The following is a 16,390-nucleotide window of genomic DNA, read 5'->3' as shown; positions in this document are numbered from 1 at the left end:
ATGGCAATTTTGTGGGGAGATTGCTTATATCGATTACAGGAAATTAAGACCGGAACAGTCGATATGGTCTATTTAGATCCACCTTTTTTTTCACAACGTACCCATGCACTTACTAACAGAAAAAGTGGAAAAGTCTATACTTTTGAGGATAAATGGGAAAATAAAAAGGCCTATGTGGATTATTTACGGCTAAGACTTATAGAATGTCATCGTGTTTTAAAGCAAACCGGTAGTTTGTTTTTACACTGTGACAAAAATAGTAATCATGATTTGAGGCAACTTTTAGATGAGATATTTGGCCCAGAGCAATTTCGAAATGAGATTATCTGGTGTTATAAAAGATGGTCCAATCATAAGAAGGGATTACAAAATAACCATCAGACGATTTATTTTTATAGTAAGACTGAGGCTTTTAAATTTTACCCACAATACACAGCATATGCTGTAGGAACCAATGTGGAGCAGTTATTACAGAAGCGGACAAGAGACCAAATCGGAAAAGTTAATTATAAAAAAGACGCAGCAGGAAATGTTTTATTGGGTGAGCCTAAGAAAGGCGTTCCCTTAGGTGATGTGTGGGAAATTCCTTTTTTAAATCCAAGGGCAAGAGAAAGGGTAGATTATCCGACTCAAAAACCAGTCGCATTACTAGAAAGGCTTATTAAGTTAGTAACTGAGGAAGGCGACAGGGTGCTAGACCCTTTTATGGGGTCAGGGACAACAGCCGTTGCAGCTAAAAGGTTAGATAGAGACTTCATAGGTATAGATTATGCACAAAGAGCAGTAGAAATAAGTATGAAGCGCCTTGAAAGTCTTGTGAAAACCCAGTCAAGGATTTTACAGAAGGGTAGCAATGCCTACAAATCACAAGAAGCTGATGTACTGCAATATATAGAAGCATTAGATGCAATGCCAGTCCATCGAAGCCGTGGTATAGATGGGTTTTTAAAATACTACATACAGGACAAACCAGTAGCTATCAGGGTGCAGCGCTTAGATGAAACCTTAGAAGAAGCTAAAGGTAAGCTGGTAGGTGCAACGCAAAGTAAGCTGTGTAGCTTATTAATAGTAGTTTGTACACACTTAGAAAAGGAAGAAGTAGCACAGGCAGAAAAAGGCGAAAACGATATCGATGGATTTAACAGACCCATCACTGGGGCAAAGCACAAAGAAAGCAATTGGGACAAGAAAATTATTGTAATAGATAGCTATAAAGTAAAGCTAGAACGGCTAAGAATACTATAACCTTCCTTTAATTGTAATTTCATTTTTAGAAGCATAGGATTTAGACAAAGTGCAAAGTGCCATTAAATATATTCTTTTTTAATTTTACTCATGAATAAGTTCCTTTACATACTATCTTTTTTCATAGTATATACTAAAAATAATCGTACTTGTAGACTTAGAAAATTTTTTTAGAATAAGAGAGCTTAAAAGAAGATTATCAAATGAGAAATAGATGAAAATAAAAGATACATTAAGAAGACAATATAAAAGGAGAAAAGTAATGATTAATATTAGCCATGATAAATGTATAGGGTGTAGTTTATGTGTGAAGGATTGTCCAGTAAGCGATATTGAACTTATTGATTTAAAGGCAACGCCTAAAAATGAAAGATGTTTTAACTGCGGACATTGTATTGCAATCTGTCCTGTAGAGGCTATTGCTTCAAAAGATTATGATATGAGCGAAGTTAAGAAATATGATAAGGAAACATTTGGATTAGATGCTGACCATCTAATGAATGCTATTAAATTTAGACGTTCAGTACGTCAATTCAAACCACAGGCAGTTGAAAAGGAGAAGATTGAAAAAATTATTGAAGCAGGGCGCTTTACACAAACAGCTACAAATGCACAAAACGTTTCATATATCGTTGTGACAGAGAAGATTGACCAGTTAAGAGAAGCAACATTTGAAACCTTAAAGGCGATGGGAACACATATGATTAATGATCCAAATACAGATCCTAAGTTACTAGGATATGCACATATGTGGCTACAAATGTATGAAGCTTATAAAGCGGATTCTAAAAATGATAGAGTATTCTTTAATGCGCCAGCGGTTATTTTAACTGTATCACCACATGTAATTAATGCAACACTTGCATCTTCAAATATGGAACTTATGACAAATGCACTTGGATTAGGTACATTCTTTAGTGGTTTCTTCACATTAGCAGCAGAAAAAAATCCTGCACTTAAAGCAATGTTAGGTGTTGGAGAAGGAGAAAACATTGTCACATGTATGGTGATGGGATACCCTGGTGTGAAATATCAGAGAACTACACCACGTAAAGAAGCAGAAGTGAAATGGATGTAAAAAGCAGGTTATAAAAAGCAGATGGTAAGAGCTGTTGGTGAGTTGAGGCCCATCTAGCTACTCTCTACGAAATTTGTGATGGTCTAAGGTCGCCTATTTAAAGAAACGCACTGAACTCACTGCGCTAGCGCTCCGTTCAAACAGCAGTGCTAAAACCTCTTTAAATAGTCGCCCCAAGACCATCATCGAATTTCTTCGAAGGTAGACTAGCTGGGCCTCAACTCACCAACTACTTACGAGCCAGTTTTTATAACATAGCAATAAAAGAAGAAATATTTACGTAAGTGTCGAGTGCAAAGGGTATAGACTTTTTTAGTCAGAGGTTTATTAAATTACTATATAGATAGACTGGCAGAAGAGAACTTTTCTTATTGTTTAGCAGCTATGTTTTGCTATGGTATAGTGCATGACATTAAATATAGTAATTTAATACATTATAGAAGAAGTTTGTAAGAGGGGAAAATAAAGTTTTTGTTGATACAATTTAGTGAACCTGATAGCATATACCTAGATTTACGATATATTGTAATTGGAGGTATTTAGAAAATGGCAGTAAGTAAAGAATTGTTAAAGGGGACGACGACCCTTTTTATTTTGCAACTTTTAAATGAGGGAGATAAGTATGGGTATGAGATGACGAAGGAGCTTGAGCGCAAGTCTGATAATGTATTTCAGCTCAAGGAAGGGACTTTGTATCCGATTTTACATGGCTTAGAAAATGATGGAATGATTGAGGCTTATTGGGAGGAAACAACTTCTGCACGTAAGCGTAAGTATTATCGCATTACTGAAAAAGGGAAGAAGGGATTAAAAGAGAAAAAAGAAGAGTGGCAAACTTATTCTCAAGGCGTGTTAAAAGTCATTGGGGGAGGTGCTTTAAGTGAATCAGTATGTGGATGCCTTTCTTAAAGGAGTTTTAAATGAGGTGAAGTACAAGAAGATTCATCCTTATTTAGCACAGGAATTAAATGAGCATATTGAACTTTTAAAGGATGAGTTGATGATGGAAGAAGGGCTGGATGAGGAAACGGCTTATGAAAAGGCTGTGGCACAAATGGGAGATGCCAAGGAGGTTGGAGAAGGATTTCATAAGACACATAAGCCTGTACTGGAATGGCGCGTGTTATTATTGATGGGGGCACTGATAGGCATAGGTTTTCTTGCAATATCAGATTATGCCATACAGTTTGATGTAGAAAAACGTTTAGTGATGAAACAAATATTTTTGGCTAGCATCGCAGGACTTGCAGTAATACATATACTTTATAAAGTAAAATATAGTTCTCTAGAAAAGCTGACATGGGTATTATATATACTGCCTTGTATACTTCTAATTATGACACATTTTATAGGATTAGAAGTGAATGGAATAAAGAGGTGGTTAAGGATTGGACCACTTCTTATTCAACCGGTAACATTAGCTGTACCATTATTTATCATAGCCTTTACAAACTTTGTGAGAAAATGGGGAAATCAAGGCTTAGGGTGATTTCAGATGGAGAGGTGTTAGATGAGGCAATAGAAGATGTAATTGAAGATAAACCATCTAGCTTGCTGGTGAGATTGGCAATGGTTGTTTTAAAACATTCCAATGAAGTTGAAAAGATGGATGTAAAATTTAAGAGCCGATAAAACATAGTAAAAAATAGGGGAACAGAAGCACTGTAGTCTTACCAAAGGTAAGTTCATAGTGCGTCTGTTCCCCTATTATGCTATATCTAAAGAAAGATTAGAGATATTTTTGAATTTGTTCAGATGTTGCGACAAGTGTTTGTGCAATCACTTTAGTTTGTGCAATCTGAGTATTGTTTGTTTCTGTGGCAGCGAAGCTTTCTTGGATATTGGCAAGGTTGGCTTCACTTGTTGAAGAAATCTCTTCGATACTATTTACGATTTGGTCGTTAGAAGCAAGGATTGCTTGAACCTTATCAGATACAAGATTGATATTGCGATTTACGTCATTCATGCTTTGAATAGTTGTATTGAAAATTGATTCAGTATCTTGAATAAGTTTATTTTGTGCAGTATTTGTTGTTCTAAAAGTATTCATAGCTGAGACAGCATCTTGCACCATGACTTGAAGTTCACCTAAAATGTTTGCAATAGTACCTGCTGAAGCGCTTGTTTGTGTTGAGAGGCTACGTACTTCATCAGCAACCACGGCGAATCCTTTACCAGCTTCTCCGGCACGTGCACTTTCGATAGCAGCATTCAGAGAAAGAATATTTGTTTGTGCTGCGATATCTGTAATAGTAGAAGTAATACGTCCGATTTCACTTGTTTTATCTTGAAGGGCAATCATTGAATTGTAAACTGTATCACTATTTGTATTCATGGTAGCAGTTTGTTTACTAAGTTCTTCAATGATTTCTTTACCTTTATTAATTTCATCAATTGTCTCTAAAGAGATTTGCGTCATAACTTTAGAAGCATCAGAAGTATCTAAGATAATGTGCTGAATATCCTGTGTTAAGTGACTTTGTGTTTGAATATTTTGTGTGGTATCTTCGATACCTACAGTAATTTCATTCATTGTAGTGGCTACAACGTTACTTGATTTTTCAAGTTCAGAAACTACAGTATAAATTTCTTGCGATTGTGTATCTAATACACGGCCTAATTCTAGGACACTACTTAAAATTTCTGCTTGTTGTTGTCTACTTGCTTCTAATGTTTCTAGTTTTTCTGTATTCATTTGAGTAGAAACTTTAGTGACTAAGTAAGCAATCAGACAAATAGTAAACATTGATGCTAATTGTATTGTGTAATCTGAAACGAAGTGTGGCTGATTTTGTTTAATAATTAGAACAAGCCAAAGTACACGTGTAATGTTTAGCGTAAATACAATACAGACAACCTTTTGAATAAATTTTACATCAAAGTATGAGAAATATAAGAAAACAAACGGTATGATATACACATAAACCCCGACAGTGTAAGATGCAAAGATTGAGTAAACATAAACGGCTAAAAAGCTCCAAAAGCTAAACTCTTTAAATAAAGCTGAATTATTGTCCTTACGATAGAGGTAAAGTAGTCCGCCTACATTAATAAGTGATAGGATGAGATAGCCTGTTGCTACGAGTAAGGGCTTGTTACCTTTAAGAACCTCTACAAAATTGCCTAGTGTTAAAAAGGCATTAATAAGACAACTTAATGTAAGTACCAATTTATTGGTGGATGAAAAATTTATTGAATTATACTCCATACAAACTCCTTTATAACATAATATGTAAAAAAATCTCACGTAATAACTGTTATCGGATTTTAGCAGATTTATATTAGATAATCATATAAAAGATTAACTATTAAAAATATAATGGAGATATAGACTTCACATTTATAAAGTTTAGTTATTCATAGTTTTTATAGATTTCACATTTATAAAGTTTAGTTATTCATGATTTTTAGTCATGTGAAATCATTGAGAGAAACCTATTTACCTACATGTATATTTCAAGTTTTTAGTTGGTTTCTCTATAGTCATATGAAATCATTGAGAGAAAACAATTTAGCAATCATCTAATGAGAGATGAGGGATAAAATTTAAGTTATTTATATTTTTTTTAGTTGCAAAGTAGGGAAATTATTTAAAAGAGACATATACTTAAGTGTAAGGACAAGTAATACAGCACAAAAGTTTAATCCAAGTAATCAACATAAGCGCCAATACCCCATGATGTCTAACCTATTTTGAAGTGGAGCACCATCACTGGCTAACGCAATTATGACGCGCACAAGGATACAGCTAGCGTTCTGAAAAACTAATACTTACACCTTAAAAGCAATTAAAAACAAAGATTTAAGATCAGAGCCTAACTATTTATTGTTTAGCGGGTACCCACAATAAATAGTTAGGAGCCCCTCCTTTGAAACTTAAACTTTTATAGCGACCTAAAATAAATAGAAAAACTTATCTAAAGTCTAAACTCACTAGAAGCTGAGGGGCTAAAGTAAGCAAAGAGGAGAGAGGGTTTTTCAGAGCATTTTAGTGGACTATAAAAGTTTAAGGAATCAGGGCTGATAAAAAGTGGGCAAATAAAATGATATTAATCTTGAAAAAGTAGATTTAAATAATGTCAAAGATTACGAATAATATTTTACATAACGAAGAAGAGGGTATTACGTGAGCTAGGCTAGCGTAATACCCTCTTTCTTCGGTGCTTATGTATAAATTATAAGGGTTATTCCATAAAAAGGCAACCTGAAACAATAAGCCGAAATATTAAAATGAAACTGTATAATTATGATTTCTTTATAATGCTATTAAGATACTACAAGTGCTTTAAGGGAATCTTTTAGTGATGATGATATATTTGTATTGGTAGTAATACCATTAAGAAAATTATTTAAATGAGTAGCTGAATTTTTTTTGTCACCATAAAAGATTTGTACCAGATTTGTAATATCATCTTGTGTAAAAGTGGGATTTTCTTGAGTTTCAATACTTTGAAGTGAAGGATTTGTGTTCATGAGATATAACTTAGTGTCTGTGGCAATCTGGACACGTTGTTCACGTGTAAGGCTGAATTTAAATGTATGGTCTTGGATACTACCAGTGCCACAGGCAAAAGAGGTAAGTTCTGAAAGTGTATTAGAAAAGTTGGTTGCAAAGTGTTCGTATTGTGTATCTAAAGAGGATTTCGCTTTAGTAAAGGATTCTGTATCTGAGGCATATTGTTGTGTGATTTCAGTGAGTAGTTCATTATAAGCAGTTGCACTAGCAGTAAGATCTCCTGTGTTATAGACGGCGTCACGAATAGCAATTTCATACTTTGTTTGTTCATAAACGAAGGCATTTAAGTCATCGATTTTATAAATACCTGAATCTGAATCATTTATACACTTTAAAGTAAGGTCAGAGAAGTTAAGCTCCTTAGAATCAGTCTTTTGAGTTGTGCCATGTGTACGTCTTTGTGAAATGGCTTCTTGAAGGGTGTTAGGCATAGGTGAAAATGATATTACATTATAACTGTTGATATGCATTGAAATACCTCCTAAATTAACGTATATTTAATTAGTTTAAATATGTCGTAGTATTGTTAGCTGCGACGTAACCATTACGATAACCATAGTCATAATAGAAGTTAGGTGTTAGGACATCTACTATTTTTGCCGTATTAAGGTCAATAACGATTTGAGCTGCAGGCGTAGTATAAGAACATGACTCAGTAGTGTATTTATATTCACCACCAGTATAACGACGCACATATGCTAAGTAGGTATTAGATACGTCTGTATTTTCTACTATGTAAAGGCTAAGTACAGGTGTGCTGTTGTTACCACTTAATCTTGTTTCACTATTTGTGCGTAGCGTGCCCAAAATAGGTGGTTCTACGCCAGCATTATCAGCAGCAGCTTTACCTATAACAATACTACGTCCAGCTTGTCCTGCTACCCCAATATATGTATTAATCCAACCAGCAGAATTAGAGACATGGTGTTCATATGAATAAGTCATATCTATTTCTTTACCATTTAGGTAGTAAGTATAAACTCCTGGAGAAGTTATTTCATATTGTAAGTAAGATTGATAATCTTTATTGTAAGCAATATTATATAAATCTGTTCGATATAAATTTTTAAGGCTTAGCGAATAAGTGGTAGTTGGAGAATAAGTACCATTTTCGCTACATACATAGAAATACCATTTGCCTGTGTCTAGCTGTACAGCTGAGACTCCACTAGAAATATCATAAATATTAGTACCATTAGTTAGGTAAAGGGTATAACCTTGATTGTTATCGTTGAAGTTGATATTAATAATTGTGTTGCTAGAGATGTTTGTTGAATAGATATCTACATCATAAGGTGTGTCAATATTAGCATTAATATAAAATGTGCTATCTAAAGCCGTAGCAGTTGTAAAAGTATCATTTAGTTCATAAGTGATATCTTGTGTTGAAGCATATGCATTAATGAGATAGAGACCAGAACCTTCATAGTCATAAACGAGGATAGAATAGGCTCCAGCTGGTAAGACACAAGAAGTGATTTCTGCAATACCTAACCCCTCGTTTTGAGATGTAGCAACCAGATTAAGTGCTTCATCAAAGATGTAAATATCAGCATCTAATGTAGCCGTTAGTTTAGTAGGTTGTGTTAAAGTTACTTGATACTCAGAAGCCGTATTAGAAGCACTTAGCATACCATAAACATCTGTATCAAAAGCAAGTTCAGGTATAGTAACATCTACGGCAGAATCAGTAGAACGGCTTGTTTTAACACGATGATTTAATGGCAATGGCATTGAAGATTTTTCGGTAGATGTATGTTGTGCCAATGATGTATCTGTTAAGTTAATATCTAAGACCTCATGCTCTCTTAAGTCTACTAATTCAATATCTGGTGTGGCTGTAGAGGTCTCGTACTGGGGAGAAGTTTGTAAGGCAGTAGAGGAATGGGATTCGCATAGAGTACATTGGTTAGGGCTACACCTAGTGTTAATGCAATACTGATTTTGGTTTTGAAATACTTAGTTAAATTCAATTTAACGCCTCCTTTGATTTAATATACTGAACCATGATAACATCTAATTGTTTCAAAATCAAAGAAAAGATTAAGTTTTCTGAATATATTTAAATTAATTTAAAGTGGCTTAAATTTTCTTTTAAGGTTTCGGCAACTCCTGTAAGATGTGAGGTTTGAGCAGCTAACTGAGTCATAGTTTCAGCAACTTCTTCTGTAGAAGCTGTGACCTCTTGTGATGAGGAAGCTGTTTGCTCTGAAATAGCAGCCATTTCATCCATGTTTTTAATAACGGTGTTTTTGTTTTCTACCATATTGTTATTGAGGCGGTCAATCTCATAAATGTTTGTAATAAGCTTTTCTACGGAAGAAAGAATATTATTGAAGACATTTTCAGTATCTTTAATAGCAGAAGATTGTGCTGCAAGGAGTACATTACTTTCTTCTAAAGAAGTATTAGCTTGTTGTGCCTTGCTATGGATTTCATCTACTATTGCCTTGATTTCATCTGTGGACTGTTTAGAGGCCTCAGAGAGCTTGCGGATTTCTTCAGCTACTACGGCAAAGCCTCTACCACTTTCACCTGCACGTGCAGCTTCAATGCTTGCATTTAAAGAAAGGAGGCTTGTTTGATTGGTAATGGCAATGATGGCATCTGAGATAAAGTTAATTTTATTAATGCTTTCAGCCATGTCTTTAAAGAAGTTGTAAGAAGCCATAGAAATCTCTTGAGAATGTGTCGATTTTTCGTCTAATGTTTTTAGCATTTGTAAGCCTTTGTTACTTAGAGATTGGGTTTCAGAAGACATATTTTTTACATCAGAGGTATAATTTTTAGTTGCTTCTAATTGTTTGGCTAAAGTGTCTACTTGAAGGTTAATGTCTTGTAAGCTCTCTGCTTGCTGTGAAGTACCAATGGATATTTCTTCAATGGCGATTTTAACATTAGATGAGGTATCTTGTGTTTGATTTGTGATGGAAGAGATTTTATCAGAAGCCTCAAAAAGTGTACGTGCAGTATGCTCCACATTAGTAAGTAAAGTCTTGATGTTTGTGATCATTTCATTAATATTGAGACTGAGGGCATGGAATTCATCTCCCCCATCAATAATAGGTTGCGCGGTGAAGTTACCCTGTGAAACTTCATTAATAGCATGACTTAACGTTCTAAACTTAGATTTGATATCTCTTACAAGAGGTAGGATAACTAAGATGCTGATTAAAAGGGCAACAATGACGGCAAGGGTTGTATAAGTGAGTTGTTTCGTTAAGCTTGAAGTGATTTCTTGTTCATTAACAAGGCCGATAAGTTTCCAATTTGTAATGGCATTTGTAAGGCTAGTCATGTAATAAGCATCGCCTTCAATATTTTTCGTTAAGCTAACAGGCTCAGTAGTATTTAGCTCTTCCCAAAAAGGTAGACTATTAAACTGTGTGAGCGTGAGCGGACTGTCTGTAGGTGCGACTAAGACACTACCTGTGTTATTGACAAGGAAAACAGAACCTGTATTAAGGAGTTTAATATTATTGACAAAATTAGTAATGGAACTAAACGCAAAGTCAATAGCGACAACGCCCACAACCTCTTCTTTAGATTTAACGCATTGGCTCACTGTAATCACTTGAATATTGTCTTTAACTGAGAAATAAGGTTCTGTATAGCCTGCATAAACGCCGTCACGTTCATCATTTTTGAGCGCATTAGTGTACCAAGTTTCTGTGCGTGAGTCGATGTTTTCTTCTAGGGTAGATTTGTATTTGGTCTTTCCTTCTTCCTCATAGGGAACGGTTGTAATTAAACGTGAGTTTTCGGTGGCATAATAACAGCGTACAGCACCAGGTGCGGTTTTAAGGGCAGCGACTAAGGAGTCATAAGTACTGTCTAGATTTTCTTCTACAATATCAGGTGTTTCAAGCCTTTTTAATTCACTTTTTCTGGTAAGTAAATCTACTTGCTGACTTAATGATTTTAAATAAGTTGTAAAGCCTGTCTGACTTTCTTGCAAGGTCTGGCTACTTGTAAGCTTTGTGTTACTTTCTAATATATTTTTAGAAGTGATATAAGTAATCATACTTATAATCAGAGATGAAACGAGTAAACTACAGCCAAAAAACAACATAACCTTCTTCATAATTCCAATTTTTTTCATAAAAACCCTCCATGTAAATTTAAATCAGCGATATATTTAGAAAAGTAGATTTTTGTAGTCAACATACCTTATAAAAAAATACAATAAAATCAGAAAAATTATTAGACAAATGTAGTAAGATGTCATAAAAAAGTACATAACATGTCATGAGCAGTAAAAATAAGGTAAGAAATAGATAAGAAATAGATAAGAAATAAGGTGAGAAAAGAAGAGAAGCGGTATGCGGCGCTGAGGTATAGATAGTATGTAGGAGAGATGCTATAATTAAGTCAATATAGGGAAAAAATTTATAAAGTTTATAAATGTCAAATCACATAGATAACGATGTGAAGCATTAGGCGACTTAAGATGAAGGGAAGAATGAACATGAAGAAAATCGGTTTTATTGGTATTGGTGTAATGGGTGAATCTATGGCACGTCATTTAATGCATAAAGGTTATGAAGTAGCGGTTTATACAAGAACGAAAGCAAAGGCAGACAGACTGATTTCAGAAGGTGCCACATGGTGCAGCTCAGTGGCAGACTGTGCTAAGGGAAGAGATGCTGTCATTACAATGGTAGGTTATCCTAAAGATGTGGAGGAAGTTTATTTTGGAGAAGGTGGCATTCTTCATAGTGCAGATAAAGGCACATATATTATTGATATGACGACTACAAGCCCTAAACTTGCTATTAAAATAGATGCCGCAGCAAGAGAAAAAGGTTTACATGCTCTTGATGCACCTGTATCAGGCGGCGATGTAGGGGCGCAAAAAGCCACACTTGCCATTATGGTCGGTGGTGAAAAAGCAGATTTTGAAGCATGTCACCATATTTTTGAGTGCATGGGAACCAATATTGTTTATGAGGGTAAAGCAGGGAACGGTCAACATACCAAGATGGCCAATCAAATTGCCTTAGGCGGTGTGATGGCAAGCTTATGTGAAGCCATGTCTTATGCAAAGTCAGTAGGACTTGATGTGGATACAATGCTCAGCACAATTAGCCAAGGGGCAGCAGGAAGCTGGCAAATGTCTAATATGGCACCAAGAATCGCAAAAGGAGACTTAGATCCAGGATTCTATATCAAACATTACATCAAAGACATGAAAATAGCCCTAGAAGAAGCACAAGATGCTGGACTTCATATGGGCATGATGGAAAAAATCCTTGGCATGTATCAAACATTAGAGAACGAAGGCTATGGAGATTTAGGGACACAAGCACTGATTAAGTACTACGAAAAGCAATAAATAAAAGTATATTTTTCTTTAAAAATGGCTTGACGTAGATAGAGAGAAGACTAAAATTAAATTAAGCAAAGATAAAAACACAGTTCTGGTTGGTAGTCCAGACGCAGAATGGATTCTGTCAGTAACCTGCCTCCTTTGGTTGTCCCTTCTTTGTAAAGTTTTGTATCATGTGACGCATTAGAAACTTAATGCATTAAAGATTGATGCATTAAAAAAGGAGGGAACTATGATGACACAGGTCATGAGTAGTTTAACAGTGCTTTTTGAAGAACCATTTTGGCGTGGCATTTATGAATGGGAGGAAGAGGGGCATTATAAGGTGATGAAGATTACCTTTGGCAGTGAGCCTAAAATTAATGAGGTATATGATTTTATACTCACTAATTGGAATAAACTAATTCCCAAGGACGTTAAAGGAATGGTCGCTTCAGAAGGTAAGAAAAGTATGAATCCTAAGAGAATGCAACGAATTGCTAAGAAGCAAATGCAGGAAAAAGGGATTGGTACGAAAGCACAACAGGCATTAAAGGAGCAGCAGGAACAAGGTAAACTTGAGCGTAAGGCTGTGAGTAAGGCAGAGAAAGAAGCTGAAAAGGCTATGAAGTTTGTGCTGAAACAGGAAAAAAGAAGGCAGAAACATAGAGGACATTAAGATGAGAAGAATACACCATGTATGTATACAAACAGATGATTATAAAGCATCTTTAGACTTTTATACAAACATTATGGGCTTTAAAGTGATTAAGGAATCACCCAATTTTCATAAGCGTAGCTATAATACTTGGCTGGCATTAGAAGATTTTATGATTGAGCTTCAAACTGGCAAAGAAGATGAAGTTTTAACAAAGCCCAGCAGTAAGCTTGAAGGACTTGTGCACATGTGTTTCCTAGTAGATGATGTAAAAGCTGAAGTGGCTAGAATTAAGGCTTTAGGATACCATCATTTTAAGGAAAAGCATGGCGGGGCTATTTATGAAGTAGAGGGTTCAGCTTTAAGCAAGGTGATTGCACCAGAAGGGACAATCATTGAACTAAGAGATGTAAAGGATTTATAAGCACTAAAAATTTATAAGGCAGAAGCATATTTTATAGAGTCACCATTTAAATTGGGATTATATAAAATATGCTTTTTTATTTTGACGGATTCAAAGGATTTGTTAGCCTATTTTTAAAACAAATCTAAGACTTTGAAAGTAAGCCTAATAGATACAAGCTATGGTGAATATATATTTTAATAGAGGGCTAAGTTAGAGGATAGATAAGGAGGGGAGGCAATGTAATCAGTTACACAAATGTTAAATAAGGCTATTAGAGAAGTAAAGGAGGCATTATATGAAAGAAAGAAGATTGGATGGGGCGGCAAAGTGGACATTAATTGGGATTCCTGTCTTATTTATAATTGGAAGTATGATGCATTTCTTATACGGTTGGACGGGAAATAATGAGTTTATAGGATTTTTTGCACCTGTAAACGAAAGTATTTGGGAACATATTAAACTAATAGTATTACCCATTATAGCTTGGTGGTGTTTATATTGCATGATTGGAGGGGCTAGTGGGCAACTAGATTATGATAAATGGCTTACAGGTGGACTTGTAGCCCTAGTCACAGGAATGGTTACAATGCCACTTATATTTTATTTTTATACACAAGCCTTTGGCGTAGAATTTTTAGTAGTAGATATTTTGATTGTATTAGTGAATCTTATATTAGGACAGCTTTTAGGACTACATATTTATAGACATGGTAAAGGGATACCCGCTTATATTGTGATGATTATTTTTGCAGGGATTGTACTGCTTATGATGTGGTGGACGTATAATCCGCCAAGACTACCGATATTTATGGATGGCCCAACAGGAACTTATGGGATTTATAAAGAGTAAAAAGAAGGGAATCACAGGTATAAGTGTGATTCCCTTCTTGATTTTTTAAAGCTTAAATGATTTAAGATTTTCGCTAAGTAGTTCAGCAGCTTGTATAAGTTGTCTTGCCTCAGCTGATAAACGATCCATGGTTGTAGCAACTTCTTCTGTAGAAGCTGTAACTTCCTGAGAAGCCGAAGCTGTTTGCTCTGAGATGGCTGCAATCTCATCCACATTTTGAAGGACAAGATTTTTACTTTGCACCATATGGGCATTTAATTGGTCTACCTCGTAGATGTCTTTAATCAGATTATTTACAGAATCAATGATGTTTTTAAAGACGTCTTCTGTAGAAGCAATGGCATCTGATTGCTCTAATAAAAGGGCCTGACTTTTTTCAAGAGCAGTACTTGCCTGCATAGACTTCGTATTAATTTCATCTACGATATTTTTAATCTCATCAGTAGATGCTTTAGAAGCATCAGAAAGCTTACGAATTTCTTCTGCAACGACAGCAAAGCCCTTACCACTTTCACCTGCACGCGCAGCTTCGATACTTGCATTAAGAGAGAGCAAACTTGTTTGGTTAGTAATCTCAATAATGGCATTAGAAATAAAGTTGATTTTATTAATACTTTCAGTCATATCTTTGAAGAAAGCATAAGAACTTACTGCGATTTCATTAGAATGATTAGATGTTTCCCCAAGGTCGCGTAACATATTTAAGCCAGTTGAACTTAAAGTTTGTGTTTCAGAAGACATAGCCTTTACATTTGAAGTATAGTTTTTAGTTTCTTCTAGCTGTTTGCCTAAGGCATCTACCTGCATACTGATATCTTGCATACTTGTAGCTTGTTGGGCTGTACCGATAGATATTTCATCAGTAGCAAGCTTTACATTAGTTGAAGTCTCTTGTGTTTGAGCTGTGATGGCATTAATCTGATTAGATGTAGTGAAAAGGACTTGGGCTGTTTCATCTACATTTCCGATTAAAGCAGAAATATGTTGCGTCATCTGCTGAATGTCTTTACTTAATATGTGGAACTCATCATGACCAGGAATGATAGGGCGCTGAGTAAAGTCACCTTGTGCAATGGCTGCGATATTATCCCCTAAGGCTTTAAACTTGCTTTTTAAATCTTTCATAGAGAATAAAACATAGAGAAAACTTAATACAAGTGCACCTAAAGTAACAAGTAACGTACAAGTAGAAAGTGTAGATAAATCATTTGTAATTTCACGTTGATTAATCATCCCAATTAGTTTCCAGCTTGTAATGCCATCTGTAATGCTAGTGATGTAGTAGTCTTCACCCCCAGAGTGCCCTTTTAAGCTTGTAGGCTCAGTCGTATTTAAACTTTCCCATATAGATAGTGTAGAGAATGAAGTAAGTGAGAGTGCATCATTATCAGGTGACACTAAGACCTCTCCTTCATTATTGACAAGGAATACAAAACCAGTATCAAGAAGTTTTATACTGTTTACGAATTCCGTAATGGCACTAAATGCAATATCAATGGCTACAACCCCTACAACTTCTTCTTTAGCCTTGATACATTGACTTACAGTAATGACCTCTGTACCCAGTGTTTCAGAAAAATAAGGCTCAGTATAGGCCGCATAGACACCTAGTCTGTTTTCATTTTTTAATGCATCTTTATACCAAGATTCATTACGTAAGTCTATATTTTCAGTAAGCAAACGCTCATATTTAGTTTTCCCATCTTTTTCATAAGGAAGCACGCTGACTAAACGATTATTGACTGTAATATAATATCCCTGCATAGCACCTGGCGTTGTTTTCAACGCAGCAATTAGCGAATCATAGGTACTTGTTAGATTTTCTTCTATGATATCAGGCTCTTCCAAATGTTTTAATTCATTTTTGCGTGTTAATAAATCAACTTGTTGACTCAGTGATTTTAGATAAAGTGTCAATGCATTTGCACTTTCGTTTAATGTTTGGCTACTTGTAAGCTGCACATTTGAATCTAAGATATTCTTAGATAAATTATAAGTGACGGTACTTATAGCAAATGATGAAATGATAATAGCAACGCAAAAAAGTAATAATAGTTTATTGATAACCCCTAATTTTCTCATTAAATCCTCCTAAATTTAATCAAAACTCTAATATTTATATACTTGCGTGTAAAAATATAACATATTTTACTAAATAGGACAACGAAGAATGGTAAAAGATTAGGAAAATGGTAAAATAAGTGCAAGAAATGTAAAAAATAAGGAGAAAGCAAAGATATATCAATTATTGACAGAGGGGCTTTTTTTTTATACAATATGTTAGCAGACTAACAAAAAGAAAGCTTAAATATTTAGCGTAGGAGATGAG

General features: G+C 35.0%; 14 protein-coding genes. 9 read left to right on the top strand and 5 right to left on the bottom strand.

Features of this window, described 5'->3' with window-relative positions; translation table 11 throughout:
* From AC1VAQ_RS04100 to AC1VAQ_RS04080, 5 genes are all read left to right on the top strand, one after another.
* The gene (locus AC1VAQ_RS04100; RefSeq protein WP_302596720.1) at positions 1 to 1,245 is read left to right on the top strand and encodes a DNA-methyltransferase; all 1,245 of its coding nucleotides are present in this window, start codon (positions 1 to 3) and stop codon (positions 1,243 to 1,245) included.
* A 262-nt stretch (positions 1,246 to 1,507) separates the two neighbouring features.
* The gene (locus AC1VAQ_RS04095; RefSeq protein ID WP_302596719.1) at positions 1,508 to 2,323 is read left to right on the top strand and encodes a nitroreductase family protein; all 816 of its coding nucleotides are present in this window, start codon (positions 1,508 to 1,510) and stop codon (positions 2,321 to 2,323) included.
* A gap of 546 nt (positions 2,324 to 2,869) precedes the next feature.
* A complete protein-coding gene (locus AC1VAQ_RS04090) occupies positions 2,870 to 3,232 on the top strand; it encodes a PadR family transcriptional regulator (RefSeq protein ID WP_302596718.1) in 363 nt (120 codons plus the stop codon).
* Positions 3,204 to 3,812, top strand: a complete 609-nt coding sequence (locus tag AC1VAQ_RS04085) for an FtsW/RodA/SpoVE family cell cycle protein (protein ID WP_302596717.1) — start codon at positions 3,204 to 3,206, stop codon at positions 3,810 to 3,812. The genes AC1VAQ_RS04090 and AC1VAQ_RS04085 overlap by 29 nt, the downstream gene beginning before the upstream one ends.
* A complete protein-coding gene (locus tag AC1VAQ_RS04080) occupies positions 3,809 to 3,955 on the top strand; it encodes a hypothetical protein (protein WP_302596716.1) in 147 nt (48 codons plus the stop codon). The genes AC1VAQ_RS04085 and AC1VAQ_RS04080 overlap by 4 nt, the downstream gene beginning before the upstream one ends.
* A gap of 97 nt (positions 3,956 to 4,052) precedes the next feature.
* On the opposite strand, the gene AC1VAQ_RS04075 is transcribed toward AC1VAQ_RS04080, so the two are convergent.
* The 4 genes from AC1VAQ_RS04075 to AC1VAQ_RS04060 all read right to left on the bottom strand — a co-directional run bounded on the left by AC1VAQ_RS04075 (position 4,053) and on the right by AC1VAQ_RS04060 (position 10,941).
* The gene (locus tag AC1VAQ_RS04075; protein ID WP_302596715.1) at positions 4,053 to 5,531 is read right to left on the bottom strand and encodes a methyl-accepting chemotaxis protein; all 1,479 of its coding nucleotides are present in this window, start codon (positions 5,529 to 5,531) and stop codon (positions 4,053 to 4,055) included.
* Positions 5,532 to 6,589: 1,058 nt separating this feature from the next.
* The gene (locus AC1VAQ_RS04070; protein ID WP_302596714.1) at positions 6,590 to 7,309 is read right to left on the bottom strand and encodes a hypothetical protein; all 720 of its coding nucleotides are present in this window, start codon (positions 7,307 to 7,309) and stop codon (positions 6,590 to 6,592) included.
* Positions 7,310 to 7,340: 31 nt separating this feature from the next.
* Positions 7,341 to 8,606: a hypothetical protein gene (locus AC1VAQ_RS04065; RefSeq protein WP_479903502.1), complete on the bottom strand. Its 1,266-nt coding sequence runs from the start codon at positions 8,604 to 8,606 to the stop codon at positions 7,341 to 7,343.
* A 295-nt stretch (positions 8,607 to 8,901) separates the two neighbouring features.
* Complete coding sequence (locus tag AC1VAQ_RS04060; RefSeq protein ID WP_303244016.1) at positions 8,902 to 10,941, bottom strand: methyl-accepting chemotaxis protein; 2,040 nt, start codon at positions 10,939 to 10,941, stop codon at positions 8,902 to 8,904.
* Positions 10,942 to 11,289: 348 nt separating this feature from the next.
* Between AC1VAQ_RS04060 and AC1VAQ_RS04055 the strand changes: the two genes are divergently transcribed.
* The 4 genes from AC1VAQ_RS04055 to AC1VAQ_RS04040 all read left to right on the top strand — a co-directional run bounded on the left by AC1VAQ_RS04055 (position 11,290) and on the right by AC1VAQ_RS04040 (position 14,061).
* Complete coding sequence (locus AC1VAQ_RS04055; protein WP_330697514.1) at positions 11,290 to 12,174, top strand: NAD(P)-dependent oxidoreductase; 885 nt, start codon at positions 11,290 to 11,292, stop codon at positions 12,172 to 12,174.
* A gap of 229 nt (positions 12,175 to 12,403) precedes the next feature.
* A complete protein-coding gene (locus AC1VAQ_RS04050) occupies positions 12,404 to 12,826 on the top strand; it encodes a YjdF family protein (RefSeq protein WP_302596745.1) in 423 nt (140 codons plus the stop codon).
* Between the two features lies 1 nt (position 12,827).
* Positions 12,828 to 13,229, top strand: a complete 402-nt coding sequence (locus tag AC1VAQ_RS04045; RefSeq protein WP_330697512.1) for a VOC family protein — start codon at positions 12,828 to 12,830, stop codon at positions 13,227 to 13,229.
* A 277-nt stretch (positions 13,230 to 13,506) separates the two neighbouring features.
* Entirely contained in the window at positions 13,507 to 14,061 is a 555-nt protein-coding gene (locus tag AC1VAQ_RS04040) for a DUF6512 family protein (RefSeq protein ID WP_302596711.1), read from the top strand.
* A gap of 45 nt (positions 14,062 to 14,106) precedes the next feature.
* Here the strand turns inward: AC1VAQ_RS04040 and AC1VAQ_RS04035 are convergent, their stop codons facing one another.
* Positions 14,107 to 16,143 carry a methyl-accepting chemotaxis protein gene (locus AC1VAQ_RS04035; RefSeq protein ID WP_479903501.1) on the bottom strand — a complete coding sequence of 679 codons (2,037 nt, stop codon included), beginning with the start codon at positions 16,141 to 16,143 and terminating at the stop codon, positions 14,107 to 14,109.
* Between the last annotated feature and the right edge of the window lie 247 nt (positions 16,144 to 16,390).

Source organism: Cellulosilyticum sp. (genome assembly GCF_982396655.1).
The sequence above is the reverse complement of the archived record's forward strand: the minus strand, read 5'-3'. Positions and strand labels throughout refer to the sequence as shown.

Coding starts and splice junctions, on each gene's coding strand:
- AC1VAQ_RS04100 (WP_302596720.1), top strand. CDS start 1: ATGGCAATTTTGTGGGGAGATTGCTTATATCGATTACAGGAAATTAAG.
- AC1VAQ_RS04095 (WP_302596719.1), top strand. CDS start 1,508: ATGATTAATATTAGCCATGATAAATGTATAGGGTGTAGTTTATGTGTG.
- AC1VAQ_RS04090 (WP_302596718.1), top strand. CDS start 2,870: ATGGCAGTAAGTAAAGAATTGTTAAAGGGGACGACGACCCTTTTTATT.
- AC1VAQ_RS04075 (WP_302596715.1), bottom strand. CDS start 5,531: ATGGAGTATAATTCAATAAATTTTTCATCCACCAATAAATTGGTACTT.
- AC1VAQ_RS04070 (WP_302596714.1), bottom strand. CDS start 7,309: ATGCATATCAACAGTTATAATGTAATATCATTTTCACCTATGCCTAAC.
- AC1VAQ_RS04060 (WP_303244016.1), bottom strand. CDS start 10,941: ATGAAAAAAATTGGAATTATGAAGAAGGTTATGTTGTTTTTTGGCTGT.
- AC1VAQ_RS04055 (WP_330697514.1), top strand. CDS start 11,290: ATGAAGGGAAGAATGAACATGAAGAAAATCGGTTTTATTGGTATTGGT.
- AC1VAQ_RS04050 (WP_302596745.1), top strand. CDS start 12,404: ATGACACAGGTCATGAGTAGTTTAACAGTGCTTTTTGAAGAACCATTT.
- AC1VAQ_RS04045 (WP_330697512.1), top strand. CDS start 12,828: ATGAGAAGAATACACCATGTATGTATACAAACAGATGATTATAAAGCA.
- AC1VAQ_RS04040 (WP_302596711.1), top strand. CDS start 13,507: ATGAAAGAAAGAAGATTGGATGGGGCGGCAAAGTGGACATTAATTGGG.
- AC1VAQ_RS04035 (WP_479903501.1), bottom strand. CDS start 16,143: ATGAGAAAATTAGGGGTTATCAATAAACTATTATTACTTTTTTGCGTT.